The organism is Photobacterium sp. S4TG1 (assembly GCF_036040035.1).
Taxonomy (GTDB): domain Bacteria; phylum Pseudomonadota; class Gammaproteobacteria; order Enterobacterales; family Vibrionaceae; genus Photobacterium.
The window spans coordinates 97,230-113,961 of sequence record NZ_JAYXUH010000015.1 but is presented as its reverse complement, the minus strand read 5'-3'; the positions used below and the strand labels follow the sequence as shown (position 1 = coordinate 113,961).

Annotated in this window: 20 protein-coding genes and 1 pseudogene; 8 read left to right on the top strand and 13 right to left on the bottom strand. The window is 36.8% G+C overall.

Annotated elements, in window-relative coordinates:
• Positions 1-352, top strand: a pseudogene (locus tag VXS03_RS15940) (hypothetical protein); the annotation flags it as partial.
• A gap of 121 nt (positions 353-473) precedes the next feature.
• On the opposite strand, the gene VXS03_RS15935 reads toward VXS03_RS15940, so the two are convergent.
• The gene (locus VXS03_RS15935; RefSeq protein ID WP_327764880.1) at positions 474-1,475 is read right to left on the bottom strand and encodes a formylglycine-generating enzyme family protein; all 1,002 of its coding nucleotides are present in this window, start codon (positions 1,473-1,475) and stop codon (positions 474-476) included.
• Between the two features lie 52 nt (positions 1,476-1,527).
• A complete protein-coding gene (locus VXS03_RS15930; RefSeq protein ID WP_327764885.1) occupies positions 1,528-2,649 on the bottom strand; it encodes a type VI secretion system ImpA family N-terminal domain-containing protein in 1,122 nt (373 codons plus the stop codon).
• Positions 2,650-3,014: 365 nt separating this feature from the next.
• On the opposite strand from VXS03_RS15930, the gene VXS03_RS15925 reads away from it, so the two are divergent.
• Together VXS03_RS15925 and VXS03_RS15920 are read left to right on the top strand one after the other, a co-directional pair.
• Positions 3,015-3,533, top strand: a complete 519-nt coding sequence (locus VXS03_RS15925; protein WP_327764879.1) for an Hcp family type VI secretion system effector — start codon at positions 3,015-3,017, stop codon at positions 3,531-3,533.
• Between the two features lie 157 nt (positions 3,534-3,690).
• Positions 3,691-4,044, top strand: coding sequence for a hypothetical protein (locus tag VXS03_RS15920; RefSeq protein WP_327764878.1), 354 nt, complete (start codon positions 3,691-3,693; stop codon positions 4,042-4,044).
• Between the two features lie 198 nt (positions 4,045-4,242).
• Here VXS03_RS15920 and VXS03_RS15915 read toward each other — a convergent pair whose 3' ends face one another.
• The 8 genes from VXS03_RS15915 to VXS03_RS15880 form a co-directional block, all read right to left on the bottom strand.
• Positions 4,243-4,524, bottom strand: coding sequence for a hypothetical protein (locus tag VXS03_RS15915; RefSeq protein WP_327764884.1), 282 nt, complete (start codon positions 4,522-4,524; stop codon positions 4,243-4,245).
• Positions 4,525-4,613: 89 nt separating this feature from the next.
• The gene (locus tag VXS03_RS15910) at positions 4,614-5,084 is read right to left on the bottom strand and encodes a pyrimidine dimer DNA glycosylase/endonuclease V (RefSeq protein WP_327764877.1); all 471 of its coding nucleotides are present in this window, start codon (positions 5,082-5,084) and stop codon (positions 4,614-4,616) included.
• Between the two features lie 62 nt (positions 5,085-5,146).
• Positions 5,147-5,623 (bottom strand): prolyl-tRNA synthetase associated domain-containing protein, encoded by a 477-nt coding sequence (locus VXS03_RS15905; protein WP_327764876.1) that lies wholly within the window; start codon positions 5,621-5,623, stop codon positions 5,147-5,149.
• A 296-nt stretch (positions 5,624-5,919) separates the two neighbouring features.
• Positions 5,920-6,168, bottom strand: coding sequence for a DUF3297 family protein (locus tag VXS03_RS15900; RefSeq protein WP_327764875.1), 249 nt, complete (start codon positions 6,166-6,168; stop codon positions 5,920-5,922).
• An 84-nt stretch (positions 6,169-6,252) separates the two neighbouring features.
• Positions 6,253-6,648 carry an ACT domain-containing protein gene (locus VXS03_RS15895; protein ID WP_327764874.1) on the bottom strand — a complete coding sequence of 132 codons (396 nt, stop codon included), beginning with the start codon at positions 6,646-6,648 and terminating at the stop codon, positions 6,253-6,255.
• Between the two features lie 85 nt (positions 6,649-6,733).
• Complete coding sequence (locus VXS03_RS15890) at positions 6,734-7,300, bottom strand: sugar O-acetyltransferase (RefSeq protein ID WP_327764873.1); 567 nt, start codon at positions 7,298-7,300, stop codon at positions 6,734-6,736.
• 143 nt (positions 7,301-7,443) lie between these two features.
• Positions 7,444-7,938 (bottom strand): peptide-methionine (S)-S-oxide reductase MsrA, encoded by a 495-nt coding sequence (gene msrA, locus VXS03_RS15885; RefSeq protein ID WP_327764872.1) that lies wholly within the window; start codon positions 7,936-7,938, stop codon positions 7,444-7,446.
• A gap of 177 nt (positions 7,939-8,115) precedes the next feature.
• Positions 8,116-8,673, bottom strand: a complete 558-nt coding sequence (locus VXS03_RS15880) for a carboxymuconolactone decarboxylase family protein (RefSeq protein WP_327764871.1) — start codon at positions 8,671-8,673, stop codon at positions 8,116-8,118.
• A gap of 310 nt (positions 8,674-8,983) precedes the next feature.
• Between VXS03_RS15880 and VXS03_RS15875 the strand changes: the two genes are divergently transcribed.
• The gene (locus VXS03_RS15875; RefSeq protein ID WP_327764870.1) at positions 8,984-9,571 is read left to right on the top strand and encodes a TetR/AcrR family transcriptional regulator; all 588 of its coding nucleotides are present in this window, start codon (positions 8,984-8,986) and stop codon (positions 9,569-9,571) included.
• Positions 9,572-10,068: 497 nt separating this feature from the next.
• On the opposite strand, the gene VXS03_RS15870 is transcribed toward VXS03_RS15875, so the two are convergent.
• Positions 10,069-10,713 (bottom strand): glutathione S-transferase family protein, encoded by a 645-nt coding sequence (locus VXS03_RS15870; RefSeq protein ID WP_327764869.1) that lies wholly within the window; start codon positions 10,711-10,713, stop codon positions 10,069-10,071.
• A gap of 216 nt (positions 10,714-10,929) precedes the next feature.
• On the opposite strand from VXS03_RS15870, the gene VXS03_RS15865 reads away from it, so the two are divergent.
• The gene (locus tag VXS03_RS15865; RefSeq protein ID WP_327764868.1) at positions 10,930-11,544 is read left to right on the top strand and encodes a hypothetical protein; all 615 of its coding nucleotides are present in this window, start codon (positions 10,930-10,932) and stop codon (positions 11,542-11,544) included.
• Positions 11,545-11,621: 77 nt separating this feature from the next.
• Here VXS03_RS15865 and VXS03_RS15860 read toward each other — a convergent pair whose 3' ends face one another.
• On the bottom strand, positions 11,622-12,653 hold the full coding sequence (locus VXS03_RS15860) for a cytosolic protein (protein ID WP_327764867.1): 1,032 nt from the start codon (positions 12,651-12,653) through the stop codon (positions 11,622-11,624).
• A 235-nt stretch (positions 12,654-12,888) separates the two neighbouring features.
• On the opposite strand from VXS03_RS15860, the gene VXS03_RS15855 reads away from it, so the two are divergent.
• The 3 genes from VXS03_RS15855 to VXS03_RS15845 all read left to right on the top strand — a co-directional run bounded on the left by VXS03_RS15855 (position 12,889) and on the right by VXS03_RS15845 (position 15,885).
• Complete coding sequence (locus VXS03_RS15855; protein ID WP_327764866.1) at positions 12,889-14,067, top strand: MerR family transcriptional regulator; 1,179 nt, start codon at positions 12,889-12,891, stop codon at positions 14,065-14,067.
• 5 nt (positions 14,068-14,072) lie between these two features.
• On the top strand, positions 14,073-15,110 hold the full coding sequence (rsgA, locus tag VXS03_RS15850; protein WP_327764865.1) for a ribosome small subunit-dependent GTPase A: 1,038 nt from the start codon (positions 14,073-14,075) through the stop codon (positions 15,108-15,110).
• 82 nt (positions 15,111-15,192) lie between these two features.
• Positions 15,193-15,885, top strand: a complete 693-nt coding sequence (locus VXS03_RS15845) for a DUF305 domain-containing protein (RefSeq protein WP_327764864.1) — start codon at positions 15,193-15,195, stop codon at positions 15,883-15,885.
• A 59-nt stretch (positions 15,886-15,944) separates the two neighbouring features.
• Here the strand turns inward: VXS03_RS15845 and VXS03_RS15840 are convergent, their stop codons facing one another.
• Entirely contained in the window at positions 15,945-16,631 is a 687-nt protein-coding gene (locus VXS03_RS15840; protein ID WP_327764863.1) for a pseudouridine synthase, read from the bottom strand.
• Positions 16,632-16,732 lie beyond the last annotated feature (101 nt).

Below are 16,732 nucleotides of genomic sequence, written 5' to 3'. Positions count from 1 at the left end.
AATGGAAGGTTATGCTTCTATAATTCACAAAGAAGGACAAGATGAAGCAGCGTTAGATATTTGGATAAAAATGGCGAATACTGGAGATGCTGGTTCTATAATTTTCCTTGCTAGAAAATACCTACATTCACAGCCAACAACAATATATCCAGAAAAAAACGAAGTGCTCGGTGCTGCTTACTCAAAAATATATCTAGATTCAATGGGCGCAGATAAAAAGCATGACCTTTATGATATTTATAAAGAAGAATACCTTGAAACTATGAGTCATTTATCAGAAGCCCAGAAAGAACAAGTCAACGACTTTGCTGCTAAGTTCTTAAAGAAACATACAGTGAGAACGCTTTACTAAGCCTTTTCTACCCTATCATTAACAGCCTTGAACGCTTCCGCTATTGGAAGCGTTTTGCGCTGATGAGCACCAAACATATAAACTCTACACTAAGCATTATCTACCCTCATATAGTGGTACATTAAACTTGCTGCACCGCGCAACGAAAGCCGTATGTTGGGTAATATTTTTTTTGAACTATATCTTCACCTGTTCTGTAAGTAGTTAGGTCCCAGCCTCTCAAGACCTTTCTAGTCCCTGTTAATGGTCCCTGAGGATCGAGTTCTGGTGAGTGTTGGTAATAGTCTTTGCTATACCAATCATTGACCCATTCTTGTGTATTTCCAGACATGTCATACAAACCGAGCGGATTGGGCGGATACAATTTGACCTTATAGCTATCGTTGTCGTCACCAATATTCCATTCATCTTTTGTGTAATCGACATACCTACCATCAACTAGATGCCTACCATTTTTGGGCTGGAGATAACCGTTGTTGGTAGCATAGTATAGATGCTTTCCACGATTTCTTGCTGCATATTCCCATTGTGCTTCTGTGGGTAAGTCAATCGGAGAACCCGTTAATTCACCCAGCCATAAGCAATAATCTTTTGCCTCTTGCCATGTTTTGGTTGGTGTTGCTTTATTTTTAAACTGTTCATCAGAAAGATCGTATTTTTCTCTCATTTCAGCTTTTACAACGAGGCGATCATGCGCCCGTTGAAAAGCATCAAAGTCATAATACGTAGTTTCATGAGCAGATAAAGAATAGTTACTTAAGGTCACTTTATGTATAAAGTTAGAGCCAGTTTTAAAGTTGGAAATAGTCGTATTACACTTAGCATCTGGCGACCAATCCATTCTATCCGTAGAAATGGGACTACAAGGTGCTTTAAATGCCCCCATCATGAAAGTTCCACCTTTGATAAACACCATGCTTTCTAGTGATTCGACAGCAACAGCCACGATTTGATGTTGAAGTTTGGTATCTGCATCAGGGTAAAGCTTTTTTACTTTCGCTTCTATTTGATTGATTTTTTCAGTTGGTACCGTTTTACTGGTTACTGAAGCCGTTGTCTCTCCATTACATGCTGTTAATACACATGCGCTTATTAATATACTCAGATATTTTCTATATATCACTTAACCCAACTTTCCTTATTCGTATCCATTCATTAAACAATGCTCATAGTCTTTAAATATTTTTACTTAGACTTTCTAATTGTGAAAATTTTAATGCTAACCCTTTTATTTCACTATCAAGTTGTTGAAGCTCTTTTTGTACTTCTGGCTGATTTTTATTAATTAGTTGTTGCTCAATATAATCAATTCTTCCATAAACAGGTGATAAACCAATCGCGTAATCGTTGAGATCTTCTGATAATGAGGCCATTTTATTGTTTCGGCTTTGGCTCATTGTTTGTTGTAAGTTTGCAATATTGGTTCTGGTAAGCTTAAAACGTCGATATTGTGTCTCAAACCGCTCTTGAATATCGGCAATATGCACTTGATTTGGTTCTATTTGTATATCAGTTGCAGGGCGTAAAGATAAGGGAATACTCAGTGATTTATTCACACTAGACACAGGGAACGAATCTTGATCATCCACCTTAAGCGTTGTGGGCTCTAAATACCCTTTAATCACAAAAACTGATAATCCTACTAGTAAGCCTAAGCAAAACAACCAATATGGACGTATACGGTGTTTGTTCTTATGCGATGGTAATTCAGGCAGAATATCATCCATCTTATCCATCTGCTTTTCTTCAACTAACGCTATTGGCTTTATATTTCCCTCAAGATAATCGACATGTTCAAAAATCACATAACTAATGGCCTCTAAGTCAGGAACATGTTGAGGATGGACATCAAGAAACAGTTCATAAATTTCTTTACAACAACGCTCACAACGATAAAGATCTTTTAACTGTGACTGCTTCGGTTCTAATCGACGTAAGTCATCACCTAATCTGGCAATCAACCAACGATAGAGATCTGCACATTTTATGAGATTAGCATCGTTATTATTATAAAGGTGCATCAGCGCAGCAAGTTGAAGTTCAAGACCATTAGCGAGCCCACCTATCCCACTCTCTTTTACTAATGCTGTCGTATAATAAAGTGTCGTCAGAAAGTTTAATCCGTCAGTACGAGCAAGATCCTCACACAATCTCTTAACTTTATCCCAATCGATTTTTCCATAGGATGGATTATTAAGGCGATTAATCTCATCTCTAATCAATTGATATCTTGTTGAATTTCTAAGTGTGCTTTCGTCATCCACAAACGTAAATTGTCGACCTTGATAAAATCCCATCGTACTCAATGGTTACTACTCCCCATAAAAATAGATCAAACGCTGTGACAAAGCACATATGTTATTTCGTACTCTCTACAACGAGCTATACCAAGCAATTATCAAGCCAACAACAATAATATCAAGTCATTGAAATTAAATGGATATTTTTCCCCACATACACATTAGGCAATAACTTGCTCAATACGAGCAACATCTTGCCCATTGAGCAATAAATGGCCCAACATAAGCAACAACTCGCCCACCACTATTTCCATTCAAATTAAAACCCATTAATAACAATGAGTTATATTTATTTTAATTTTGGCATGCATCCTGCTTTAAGTACAAATATATTCTAACTTATTAATATAAAGGACATTTCAATGCCAACTCCATGTTATATCTCTATTCAAGGTCAAACTCAGGGCAACATCACTGCGGGTGCATTCACTGCAAATTCTGTCGGCAACATTTATGTTGAAGGTCATGAAGACCAGATGTTGGTACAAGAGTTTAAGCACATTGTAACCGTGCCAACTGATCCACAATCAGGTCAACCTGCTGGTCAGCGAGTCCATAAACCTTTCAAATTTACCGTGGCATTAAACAAAGCTGTGCCGTTGATGTACAACTCATTGGCTTCTGGTGAAATGTTGCCAACGGTTGAACTTAAGTGGTACCGCACATCTGTTGAAGGTAAACAAGAACACTACTTCACAACCACGTTAACTGATGCAACGATTGTGAATATCGACAATCAAATGCCACATTGCCAAGATTCAACCAAAGCTAATTTCACTCAGCTGATCGAAATCTCAATGGCTTACCGCAAAATCAATTGGGATCATACGGTTTCTGGCACATCGGGTGCTGATGACTGGCGTGCTCCGCTAGAAGCATAAGAATCAAATAATTATTGCCCGCACAGTTATCCAGTGCGGGCTTTTATATCTTTGTTAAAACATTATTTACTGTTATTACAGAGGATCCGCTAGAAATTAGCCCTATATATCCTGACCTCATTAGCATGTATTTACTGTAAGTAACCGTATTATTAATATGAATATTATTAAATTTAAGCTTGGCAATATTACTTATCAATTTACCGTTTCAAAACAGCAAGAAGCGTTGTTATCATTAACAGATGAAGTCACTATTGACCTAGCGACATGGCAAGGATTTTCTGAAGCATTAGATGACTCTATTTTAAAAGCCATTCCAGAAGCATTAGCACCGCCATCAGCACAAGAAATTAAACATGCCCAAACTATTGCACATGAACTAAATCTCTCTTTGCCAGAAGGTTACACTAAACAAGTTATAATATGCCGACAATTTATTCAGCAGCACATTACCGCTCATCAACGGTTATTATCAATGTTTAATAGCGTGAAGGGGAAATTACTAAAATAGCAATTCAATAACTGAAGCGCTTTATAAATATCAACAATTTTTATATTAAATAATCGATTGATTAATAAATGGTATTGTATTGAACTATAATAAAAACAAAACTTATGACATTAGACTTGAAATATAAATCTCAAGTACTTTTCTAATCATTGGAACTCAATAATAAAAATAACTTTCTTATTGAGTTCCAATAAAAAATCAAATAACAGTTACACCTTCCGTTTCAAGTACACTGTTAGCACCTGCACGATCGATGATCTTAACGAGAACAGATTGAATCGTTTCATCTTCTCGAACGTCATTTTCACTCACAAACTTTTGTTCTTGAGGCTCAGCGCCTTCTGCAAGCGTAAAGGTAACAACCACTTCCGTTGCAATATTCGATGTTTTACCAAAGTAGGCAAAAGAAAGCTGAGGGTAACCTTTAAAGCCTTTTTTAACTTGTTTTGCGATACGTTTTTTAGCTTTATCTACATTCATCATTAACCCTTGCTTATTATCGAATAAAATCAAAATGGTACCAAAACATAATACGTTGATTATAGCCACGATAATACTTAAATTATGCATTAAGCAGCGTAAAACCACTCTGGAGGAGATCGTTTTGTCCATTTAGCAAAGGCTGCCTTGTCACCACGATAAAAATTACGATAAGCCTCAATCGCATTCGCTTCTACTTTATAATCATTTGGCATAGCCTGAGCAAATGGCGTTAATCCTATGGCATCATACGAATGACGCTCAATCTTTGCCAGCACCGCAATTGATTTATGATCAGTTGTTTTGTTGTACCTAAATTTATATTCTTTATTTAATGCTAACGTTAATGCTTTTAACCAGAGAAAATTATCATAAGATTGCTCAACCCAAAGCACGCAGGGATGATTCATATGGGTTGATTTATACGGTGTCGTAAATCCTTTTTTATTAAGCGCCGTACATAAAAGCTGCACGCTTTCTAAAATCATTTTAACCACATGCTGATCACAATGATATTGAGCACATTTTTCAATATCATGATCTAAAATAAAAATATTCATCACATCATCCCTTATTGAACATACTAATAGCTTAGCTCAATATAAAATGCTGCTCGTGGATTTTATATCTCTATTTCAGTGTACTGACGTTGATAATACGCTAGCAGTTGTTGTATTCCCGTTATCGAAATCTCTAATGTTGCAGTATTTGTAAAGGGATGACACTGTATGGATGAGTAATTAAATATACTTTTATCAATAATTAATTCAACCGCTGCTTGAGTATCTTTAACAATATCCAAAATAGAAACGGAGCCAGCACTAGTACCTAGGTATTTATCTAAACGATTACTGGATGCGAAACTTAACCCTGAAACGTTCAATATTTGGCTTAATCTTTTAAAATCAACGATTTTATCGTCCATCATAATAATTAAGAAATGACGATTACCTTTCTTATTTTTAATAAACAGATTTTTTGTTGCTGCGCCATCCGTCTCTAAGGCTAATAAATGTGCTTGTTCGCAATTAAACACTGCAGGATGCTGAAATTTCTTATAATCAATGCCTAGTTCATCAAGTATCTTATATATGTCCATGCTTAACTCCATTTTAGCGAATATTTAGTTACATAATTACTATTTCATTTATTACTCTATAAGTAAATATGAATAATAACTAATAATAAATATCGAACTAATAGCGATAATTCAGCAACAACATGTCTTTTAAAATAATATAAACTTAAAATCAGATAGGAATATAGAAACGGGATTGTTGTTCAAATAGGGCCTAATCATTATTAGACCCTAAGATCATCATATCTATTGCTACCTATATGGCAAACAATGATAGTAATGCAGTTAACGGTCAACCATTAACTCAGTGCTGCATCTTACTTATAAAAAGCTTCAACAGTGCCTTTTAGAGTAATAAGCATTGGGTTACCGCGACGATCTAATGCTTTAGGTGACGGTACTTTTACCCAACCTTCACTGATGCAGTATTCTTCAACATCAAAACGCTCTTTACCATTTAGTCGAATGCCAATTTCGAATTCAAAAGCAGCTTCTAGGAAGTGTGGGCTACGAGGATTACCAGAAAGGTGGTCAGGTAAAGTTGGTCGTGATGTAGTATCGGTCATGATGGTGCCTGTTGAAAATAAAAAGTGCGCTATTGTAGACAATCTCGGACTAACGCTCAAGAGCTGTATTAATAGAACTAAAAACTAAGCATTAAATGACTGCAATGCAATCATAGCCACATCTGCTTTCGTCGCCTGAACAAAAATATGATCATGATAATAAGCAGCAACTACATTTGCGCTAATATTATGCTCAGCTAACTTCGCCGACACCGCAGCAGTTAGCCCAACCGCCTCTAAACTTGAATGAACCGTTAATGTAATTTGACGAAAAGAGCCACTAAATGCTAATTGTGCCTTCTCAGCAACCTTTCTTTCAAGAATCAGTGTTAGCCCTTCCGCTTCTATAAACGTAGCTTTTGGCTGTAAGTCAACATACTCTTTTAGCTCACCTGTAACCGTACAGAAAACAAACTCTGACTCAACTAGAACAGGTTTCATTGAGGCTAACAATTCACTTAACTCTGTAATACCTGACATAACTTTTCTCTCTCCATGATAATTACATATCAATAAATGTTTAACCCATATTTGATTAAACATTTATCGCATTAAGCTCATATCTTTATACAGAGATTGACTGAGTTTCAAGTGTTTTTGTTACTCGACAAGGATTACCAACCGCGACACTATTAATTGGAATATCACGGGTTACTACGCTACCCGCCCCTATCACACAATTATCACCAATGGTTACCCCTGGTAATATTGACACATTACCACCAATCCAAACATTATTACCGATACTAACATTCGCGCCATATTCTTGATGTTGACGTTCGATAGGATCTAAAGGATGTGTGGCGGTTGAAATCATCACATGAGGACCAATCAGCACATTATTGCCAATCGTCACTTTGCAGACATCAAGAATGGTTAAATTATGGTTTGAATAAAAATTACTGCCGACTTCAATGTTATAGCCATAATCACAGAAGAAATTTGGCTCAATGTGAGCTCGGTCTTTGATGATCAATAATGCTTTTAATATCGCCATTTGATCTTCAAGTTGCGTAGGATCAGCGATATTAAAGCGATGACAAACAGATTTAGCATGCATTCTATCAGCAAAAAGTTGTTCATCACCTGCGTTATAGGCAAGGCCGGCTAACATTTTGTCTTTTTCGTTCATGGTGATCATTCCAGAGTAAAATAAAGCCACTATTAAAGTGCATTTCTCTGCCGCAGTATGTGTCCCATTGCTCAATTATGAAAATTCACTCAAGTTAAGTGCCATTATTTCAATCACATAATGACACTTATTATTTATAATGATTACTCAGGTAATACCCAATCCGGACGAGGGAAATGACAGGTATAGCCATTGGGTTGATGCAACAAATAATCTTGATGTTCAGATTCAGCATGCCAAAAATCACTCGCTGGCACGATTTCCGTCACGATTGGTCCCGGCCACACACCAGAGGCATCCATCCGTTTAATCAGATCTTCAGCAATGTTTTTTTGCTCATTAGAGGTATAAAAAATAGCTGAGCGATAAGATGTACCAAGATCATTACCTTGACGATTTACAGTCGATGGATCGTGTATTTGAAAGAAATAAGCGAGGATTTTAGTAAAACTAGTCTGTGTGGTATCAAAGATAATCTCAATCGCTTCCGCATGAGTTCCATGATTGCGGTAGGTCGCATTTTCAACATCACCGCCCGTATAACCGACCTGCGTTGCAATCACGCCCTGCTGACGACGAATAAGATCTTGCATACCCCAAAAACACCCACCAGCCAGTATTGCTTTTTCGAGACTCATATCATTACTCCTATTGCCACATTGCGTGAACTTATGATTTTTCATACAACCATAAGTTGATATTCATCGCAATTAGAACTTGAAAATACCACTCACAAATTAGTAATGGTTATGTGAACAAATATCATTGATGAGTTAACTAGATACCTAACTCATTGTTGGAAAAAGTAAGCTAGATTAATTACGTTTTTTAGTCCAAGCAAACTGTTCAAACATAGGGCCTACAGGTGTTTTAGCTACATGGTTGGTGTAGTTACTGATCACTTTTTGCGATAGACCTAGGATAATTTCAAGTACTTGCTGCTGACCGTAACCTGCTGCAAAGAATGCATCCATTTGCTCGTCAGACACGTTACCACGTTCACGAACCATAGCTAACGTGAAATCATGCAGTGCTTGCAGTTTTTCTGTTGGCATCGCTTCTTCATTGCGCAGGGCTTCGGTTAATGCAGGGTCAACTTTCATCGAGTGCGCAATGGCAGTATGTGCTGGTACACAGAAAGTACACTCATGCTCGACATTAATAGTTTGCCATACAACCGTTAGCTCCTCTGCATCAAATGAGCAATTCATAAATATTTGGTGGAGCTGCTGGTATGCTTTCAGTGTTTCTGGAGACTCTGCCAGTACTGCAAATAAACCAGGTACTGCACCCATTTGTTTCACAGCACCTTCTAACATTGGTTTACTTTTTTCTGGCGCGGTTTCTACTGTGTGAAAAATAAATTTGCTCATCTTCAATACTCCAATCGTCGTTCAAAATAAAGGGAAATATTATGTGATACGCCACAGAAATAAGCTGTGTTCCCTGCCTACGAATTGAACTATAACGAACACTGAACGATCGTTCAAGTAAAAAACTGAACGACCGTTCAAATAATTAACCAATTAACACCTATAGCATTGATTATAAATGATTTATATTTATAATTTTGTATTTACCTTTAATCAACAAGCATAGAACCAAGCAAATTAGCCTTTACCTAGTCACCGACTGCCACTACAATTGAACGAGTGTTCACCTATAAATTAACCAGATCGTTTTATGGCAAAGACAACAAAATTTGACCGCCAAGAAGTAATAAACAAAGCCACTAATTTATATTGGAAAAAAGGCTTTCACGCGACATCAATGCGTAACCTGCAAGACGAAATTGATATGCGACCGGGAAGTATATATTCAGCTTTCAATAGCAAAGAGGGATTATTCAAGGAAGTACTGCGTAACTATACCAATATGGGGCTTACGCAAATTGAAGCGTTAAGAAATATGTTTGACACTCCTATCGAAGTATTAAAGGCATTTGTCAAAGCACAAGTTATCGACACCCAAACTAATGCGCCAAATGGTGTCTGCATGCTTGCCAAAACCATAGGAGAATTAACGTCAGAAAATCAAGAACTAATCGATGTGACTAAAGATTGTCTTAACGAAATTTTACTGGAATTTACTACGCTGATTAAAGAAGCCCAAGCGCAGGGAATTATAGATTCAAGTAAAGATGCTGAAGAATTAGCAAGCTACGTGCAAATTCAAATAACGGGTTTGCGTACCTTCGCTAAAGTAAATAATAATGAGGCATTACTTCACAGAAAAATAGACGATATATTTAACCACTACCCGTTTTCTTAAGTGTTTCCTAATAAATACCTAATGTTACAAAACCTATTAGGAATCCAAATGAAACACCCCACACATCTGCGTTTGTTTGCATTTTTATAAATTTACCCCATATGTACTTATTCTCAATCATCACCAATAGGGTAATAATTGGAACCAAACACATAAAAAGCATGGTTTTATCTAGCAAAAAAGGAAATTGACCAAGCAATAAACTGTGAAAACCATCGCACTGACGAGCCAGCCAATAACCGACTACCGACCCGACAATACTGGGAATTATACATTTCTTTGGTATCAAGCCAATAATCCTTCTTTGTTCTTTTTATAAACGAAAAGTGAGGGATGTGCTTGGCGTTCACTCTGCCCAAGATTCACATATCGGAAGTCGAGTTACGAAGCTATCCGTGATCTACTCAACACGTGATCAAGCCTTAAAGAAGCCAATTAAATTTTACGTAGAAACATAAATGATTATTTGAACTCGCTTATTAAAGGGCTCTTATTAATTAACTCCCCCCAAAAGGAGCAAGATCGATCCCTTCTATCTTACAAACAGCCTTTATTGTTGAATCGTCACAAAGGTATTTTAAATAAGCAGCAAGGTTTTCAAACATTAACGGGGATTTTTCGATTGGTAACGACCACTGTGCCAACATAAATAAAAAATAATCACATGCGGTTAGCGTATCCCCAATAAGATATTGGTTATATTTGAGTTGATTATTAATAATAGCTAGGGCTTCTGCAATTCTCTCGTCTTGTGCAGCAATAATATTGGAAATGGTTGCTGTATCATTTGTATGGCGATGTGGATAGTAACGTACCATTAGTTCGGCTTGTAGCGTGTTATTTAAAAATGCTAACCATTGATAAAATAGAGGGCGCTTAGGATCTCCCACCGCTGGCATTAAATTTGATTGAGGATGCAATTCACACAGATGAATACAGATAGCCGAACTTTCAAAAATAGGCTGTTCACCAATAACTAATGTAGGGATTCGGCCTGCTGGGTTTAACTTCAAATAATCTGCTGATTTTTGTGCATTAGACTGCTTATCAACTAACAACAATTCATAATCTACATTTAAGTGATGTAATAAGAAGTGAGGTGCTAAACTGGCATTATTGGGATAGTAATAAAGCTTGAACAATATCGACTCCTTGTCTAATTGTTTTTTATTAATGCATTACATTAACTCACCCTATAGATTACAAGTTAACCATTCAGTTAAAAGCGCGACTAAATAGCCTTATTATTTTAAATTTTTGCGAGCTAGGCTACAAAACACCACTACTAATCGTTGTCTAATCTCACCCTATAAAATTATTTTAATAATCATACGATTGTACAGCTAACGAAGATAGATATGAACAATATAACGATAGCACCATCACAAGCTACAATAGCATTAACAACAGATTTGCTTATTACTCAAGTAAACGCAGAACTTACGTTACATCCTCTTGATTTAGTCAAAATAAAAGGTTCATACTCGCAGTTTTTTGCTTATTTTCATGCCAAATTAGCACCATCTATTGATGGTTGGGTTGATATGGTGAACCACGATGATATTACGTTGGCAAACCTTAATAGTGACTATGGCTATTTTGCTTTTGCACATTATCTCGCACGTCAATACGATCCTACACGCTGGTCAGAAGAAGTGATGGTGATGACGAAAGGCTTTATTAATATTACTGATAAAAAGCTTTCTTTTAATCCTATCAGCATTCATCATATTTACGATTATCTGATGACAGAATTATTAGATATGAATAATTTAAAACACCAGCTACGCCATTTATTGATTACCGATAATATTAACTATTTATACCGTAACACTCCACCTTGCATTCACCGATATGCGGTTAACGATTCAGAAAATATAGCAAAACTTATTCAGCAAAATATCTGCTTCTTATTTATGTTATATCTCAAAACAATCGCGACAACGACAAAATCAATCATTAGCAGTAAATAAGCACTGATATCAATCTCCACATCATTCCTGATTATTTATATTAATGAATGATGTGGTGATAGTAATCAATAACAGGCTTAAAGTAGCTGTCTTAGTTTATGTTCAACTAATGGATCGTTAGGAACCAGTTGTTGCGCCATTTCTAGCAATTGAATGGCATCTTGTGGATGATCATCTTGATGTTTGATCGCGATGTCAATCAATGGCTGTACATCAATTTGAGCTTGGTGCTCTTGTACATGCGCTTCTTTTTCGTCAATAAGAATATTATGTGCCTTACTCAATAACCCTAAACGGTGCTCTGAATACGCATTGGCTTTACTTAAATTCTGATAATAATCTTCTTTAAAACGTAATGTTTTTGTTTGTTGACGAAATTGAGCAATATCTAGTTGCTGATGGCGAATAAAATCAACAGCGACCTGCTTATAGAAACCAAACTTATTAAGGTAAGTAGCATGAGTGCCATGTCCCATTCCAAACACACGTAAATGCGTCAATTTTGAATAACGTTTGGCATGTAGACGATCAATATTATTGGTAGGATCGTAAATGATATAACCTTTAGCTTTGCCTAAATCAAGATCGTGGTAATCCCCTTCCCAATCAAATTGCTGCGCCAGTTCAGTACTAGAGCGATTATCCCACGGGGCGATGGTTTTATTTTTAGTACTCACCGGGTGGAATAGCAAAACTTGATCAAGTTGCAATAAGTTAGCAAAAGCACCCACCGCAAAACCGCCACGACTTAAGCCATAGCCTAGACGATAACTAAACGGCTCTAATAACGTAGTTAACTGTTCAAGAAAGAAAATTAAGTTACGACTACGAAACCAATTACTCTTTCCTAAATGTTGAAAAGAGATAACATTCACATTCTGTTTTTTGGCTAGGTGGAATCCCCAAGGTGCAAAATTATCATCAAGATCTTGTTGTTGTACATTGGTTCCTGCAGGTGAAAATGTAAACAGTAGCGGCTTATTCACATCAACAAACTCATACTTAACAAATACATCATCAAGTAAGTCCCCTCCTGACATCGGTAGTTGTGCTTGCTGCTGTGAACGAGAGTGTGTTAGCCACTCATCTAACCAATACAATAATTTCATTTTACCCACCTTTAAAAACAACGGCGGGATTGTAGCAAAGTTATGCATTAAACGAAAATTTTAGTTAGAACACTAATTATTTAATTTAACTAACTTGATTTTAACTATACAAATTTTTCTATACTCTCTTTGGGCTTATTCATAAAAAATAACCAAAATAATCTTGACCTGTCTATAGCTTTACACTTCATACTAGTCAAATATTAGCAATACACATAAACACATCGGATTCGTCATGTATTTGATTTCAGAGTTAGCAACTAAAGTCGGAATATCACGTACCACGCTACTTTATTATGAGAAGCAAGGGCTGATTAAAGGACATCGATTGGATAATGGATATCGTCATTACAGTGAAAGCGATCTGCAACGGTTATTTTTAATTAAACAACTTCAAAGCGCAGGCTTGACGCTAAAAGAATGTCAAAGCTGCTTAGAAGCAAAGTTGGATAAAAATATTTTGTTCGAGCGATTAACTCAGTTAACAGAAGAAATTCAAAAAAAGACCCAAGCGCGTGAGTTGTTATTAGGGTTACTTGGGGAACGATCACAGCGAGAGTTACACAATTCTTTAAGTAAAAGTGCACCAGCAGTCCACCTTAATTGGCTCAACACGCAAGGCTATGACGAAAAAGAAGCACTCAGACTAAAATGGTTATCAAAAGATATGAATGAACATAATGCGTACATGAAAGATTTTATGACAATATTTACGCCACTAGAGCAATGGGCTCCGGGGAGTAAACAAGATACTTTACATGCAATATCACTGATGCCTAATCAGCAAATACGCCGTATTTTAGAAATTGGCTCAGGAAAAGGTGGGTCGACGGTATTACTGGCTAACAACACCAAGGCACATATTACTGCGGTAGATAATGAACCGGTTGCAATTGAACAACTTCATCAAAAAATCAAAGAATCACAACTGGACGATCGTATATCACCCGTGTGTGCATCAATGACAGCTTTACCTTTTGAAGCCAAGAGCTTTGATGCTATTTGGGCTGAAAGCTGTGTTTATATAATGGGTATGGAAAATGCACTCAAACAGTGGAAACCGTTACTCAAAGATGATGGTATTTTGGTTGTGAGTGATTTGGTTTGGCTAACTGACACACCTGATGATGAAGTTAAACAATTTTGGCTATCAAATTACCCAGATATTCAAACAATACCTGCAAGGCTTAAGCTCTTTCAGGCTCAAGGTTATGACGTAATTAATCATTTTTCATTAGGGCTAAACGCTTGGGAAAATTATTGGCTACCATTACAAGCAAGAGTTGAAGCATTACAGTCAACCATGCCAACCTCTCAAGCATTATTGGATGTGGAACAAGAAATTAGCATTTATGAAAAAAGCGTCGCCAAAGATTTCACTTATCATTACTTTATCGTAAAACTGAGTAAATAAAGATTATGAAAACACCATCATTAACTGATTTGGGGTTACGTCCCTTTTTCCAACAACAATTATCGTTAGAAGAAATAGAAAACTGTTTTCTTGGACGAGTTATTGAACAACATAAATCTGAAGTCGTTATCTTAGCTGGCGATGACGCACTAAGGTATAAGCTACCACCAAATTTTGATGCAATATGTGTTGGCGACTGGGTGGTTTTTAATCAAAATAAATTAGTTCGCGTGCTTGAAAGACAATCCCTTTTTCAGCGAAAAGCCGCTGGCAGTAATAGAGATCGTCAGCTTATTGCCGCGAATATAGATGTTGTTTTTATTGTTAGCTCACTAAATGAAGATTTTAGTTTAAATCGTATTGAACGTTATTTAGCGCTAGTAAAAGAAACCCATGCTGAGCCTGTTATTATTTTAACCAAAGCAGACCTTTGTGATGATGAAGAAGACATTCGCCATCAAGTACAACAGCTAGATTCCCTACTAAGTGTTCACTGTGTTAATGGGCTGGCTCAAAATAGCCTGCTGGCACTACAAGATTATTTCCAACGTGGCAAGACAGTGGCCTTTTTAGGATCATCTGGCGTGGGAAAATCAACACTGGTTAATAATCTGCTCAATAATGATGAAATGGAAACTGGCGCAATTCGAGAACAGGACAGTAAAGGACGTCATACAACGACCTATCGCACAATTAAATGGTTACCTGATGGTGGCCTATTAATGGACACTCCTGGCATGCGAGAACTACAACTTAGTGATGTAAAAGAAGGGATAAAACTCACATTTGCTGATATTGAATCTCTCGCTACTGCATGTCGTTTTAAAGATTGTCAGCATCAAAATGAACCCGGCTGTGCGGTAGTAAAAGCAATCGCAAACGGCGAATTATCGACAAGAAGATTGAATAACTTTCATAAACTACTAAGAGAAGATGCTCATAATAGTGCGACGTTAGCCCAAAAGAGAGCAAAAGATCGCACTTTTACTAAAATAGTTAACTCTATTCAAGATCAAGCGCGCTCAATAAAGAAATTTAAATAAAAAATAGTATAACCATCTTGACCTTCCCTGTGGTGGAAGCTTTATGCTGACTTTCTAATAACAACGATATATCGAGCTCATCATGAAAAAATTATCTATAGCTATAGTGTTGTCAGCACTACTCTCTACTTCTGCATTTGCCAGTGAAAATGTGGTCGATCACACTCATATGACACCGGCAAAAACCAGCGTTAATCTGCAAGCATCACAGACAATGATGAAAGACTCTATGGCAGCAATGTCAGGTATGCACACATTAAAATTAACCGGCGATCCTGATTTAGATTTTATTGGCGGTATGCTGCCTCACCATGAAGGAGCGATTGTGATGAGTGAGTCGATTTTACCAACACTCACCAATCCTGAAGTACATAAACTTGCCGTCAATATTATTAAATCACAGAAAGAAGAAGTGGTTTATATGAAGCAATGGTTAGCATCACACAAAGAGCTACCACTTGCACAACGTGATATTGCTAACTCGCAAGAAATGATGACAAAATCAATGAAAATCATGCACAACATGATGGAAGTGAAATTAACGGGTCGTCCAAATGTTGATTTTGTGGCGGGTATGCTTCCTCACCATGAAGCCGCCGTTGAAATGGCCGAAGTCATCATGCCTTATCTAAAAGATCAATCAACAAAGACTTTTGCTCAAAACATTATCAAAGCACAACTAAAAGAAATTGCGTTCATGAAAACGTGGTTAAAAAATAATGCGCCAGCATCTGTACCAACAAAAGCTGTCACATCAAGTCACGCTCACCATTAATTGTCTTTTCCAGTAATATAAATCCGACGTCTTTATCACGTCGGATTTATTTAAGCTATTTATTCAATAGTAAACTCTTTATATTGCCCACTCTCAAGCCCATCTACCGATAAATGCCCCACTGAAACACGGTGCAACGCTAAAACTTCATTTTGAAAAAAACCAAACATACGTTTCACTTGGTGGTACTTCCCTTCAACCAATGAAAGCCGTGCTTGATACTCTGAGACGATCTCTAAATGCGCGGGCTTAGTGGTGATATTCTCATATCCAAAATAAATTCCCTCTTTAAACACTGCTATATAATCATCAGTAACTGGTTTAGACAAGGTTACTTCATATACTTTTGCGAGCTTTGTTTCTGGTAAACTTATTTGACGCGACCATGCTCCATCGTTAGTTAACAATACCAGCCCTGTCGTATTAAAATCTAACCGGCCAACAATATGAAGTTCATCTTTTTGAGGGTGATCAATTAAATCTAATACTGTTTTATGCTTTGAATCTTTAGTTGCACTTACAATGCCTTGCGGCTTATTCAGCATAATATAAATCGGTTTGTTATTTTGAAGGCAATGGTCATCTAATTCAACCCGCATAAATTGAGTCACTTTTTGATGCGTTGAGTGTGCGACTTCTCCATCCACTATGATCCTTTTTTGAGCAATCAAAAGACGGGTGTCTGAAATGGAGTAAATAGTGTGTTGACTAATAAAACGATCGAGCCGCGTGGTAGAAGATTTCATAACATAACGATATCCGCAGTATGTAAAAAATTCATTCGTAAATGTACTTTTGGGAAGATGAGCATCTTTACATATAACAGCCAAAATAGAACAACTATATT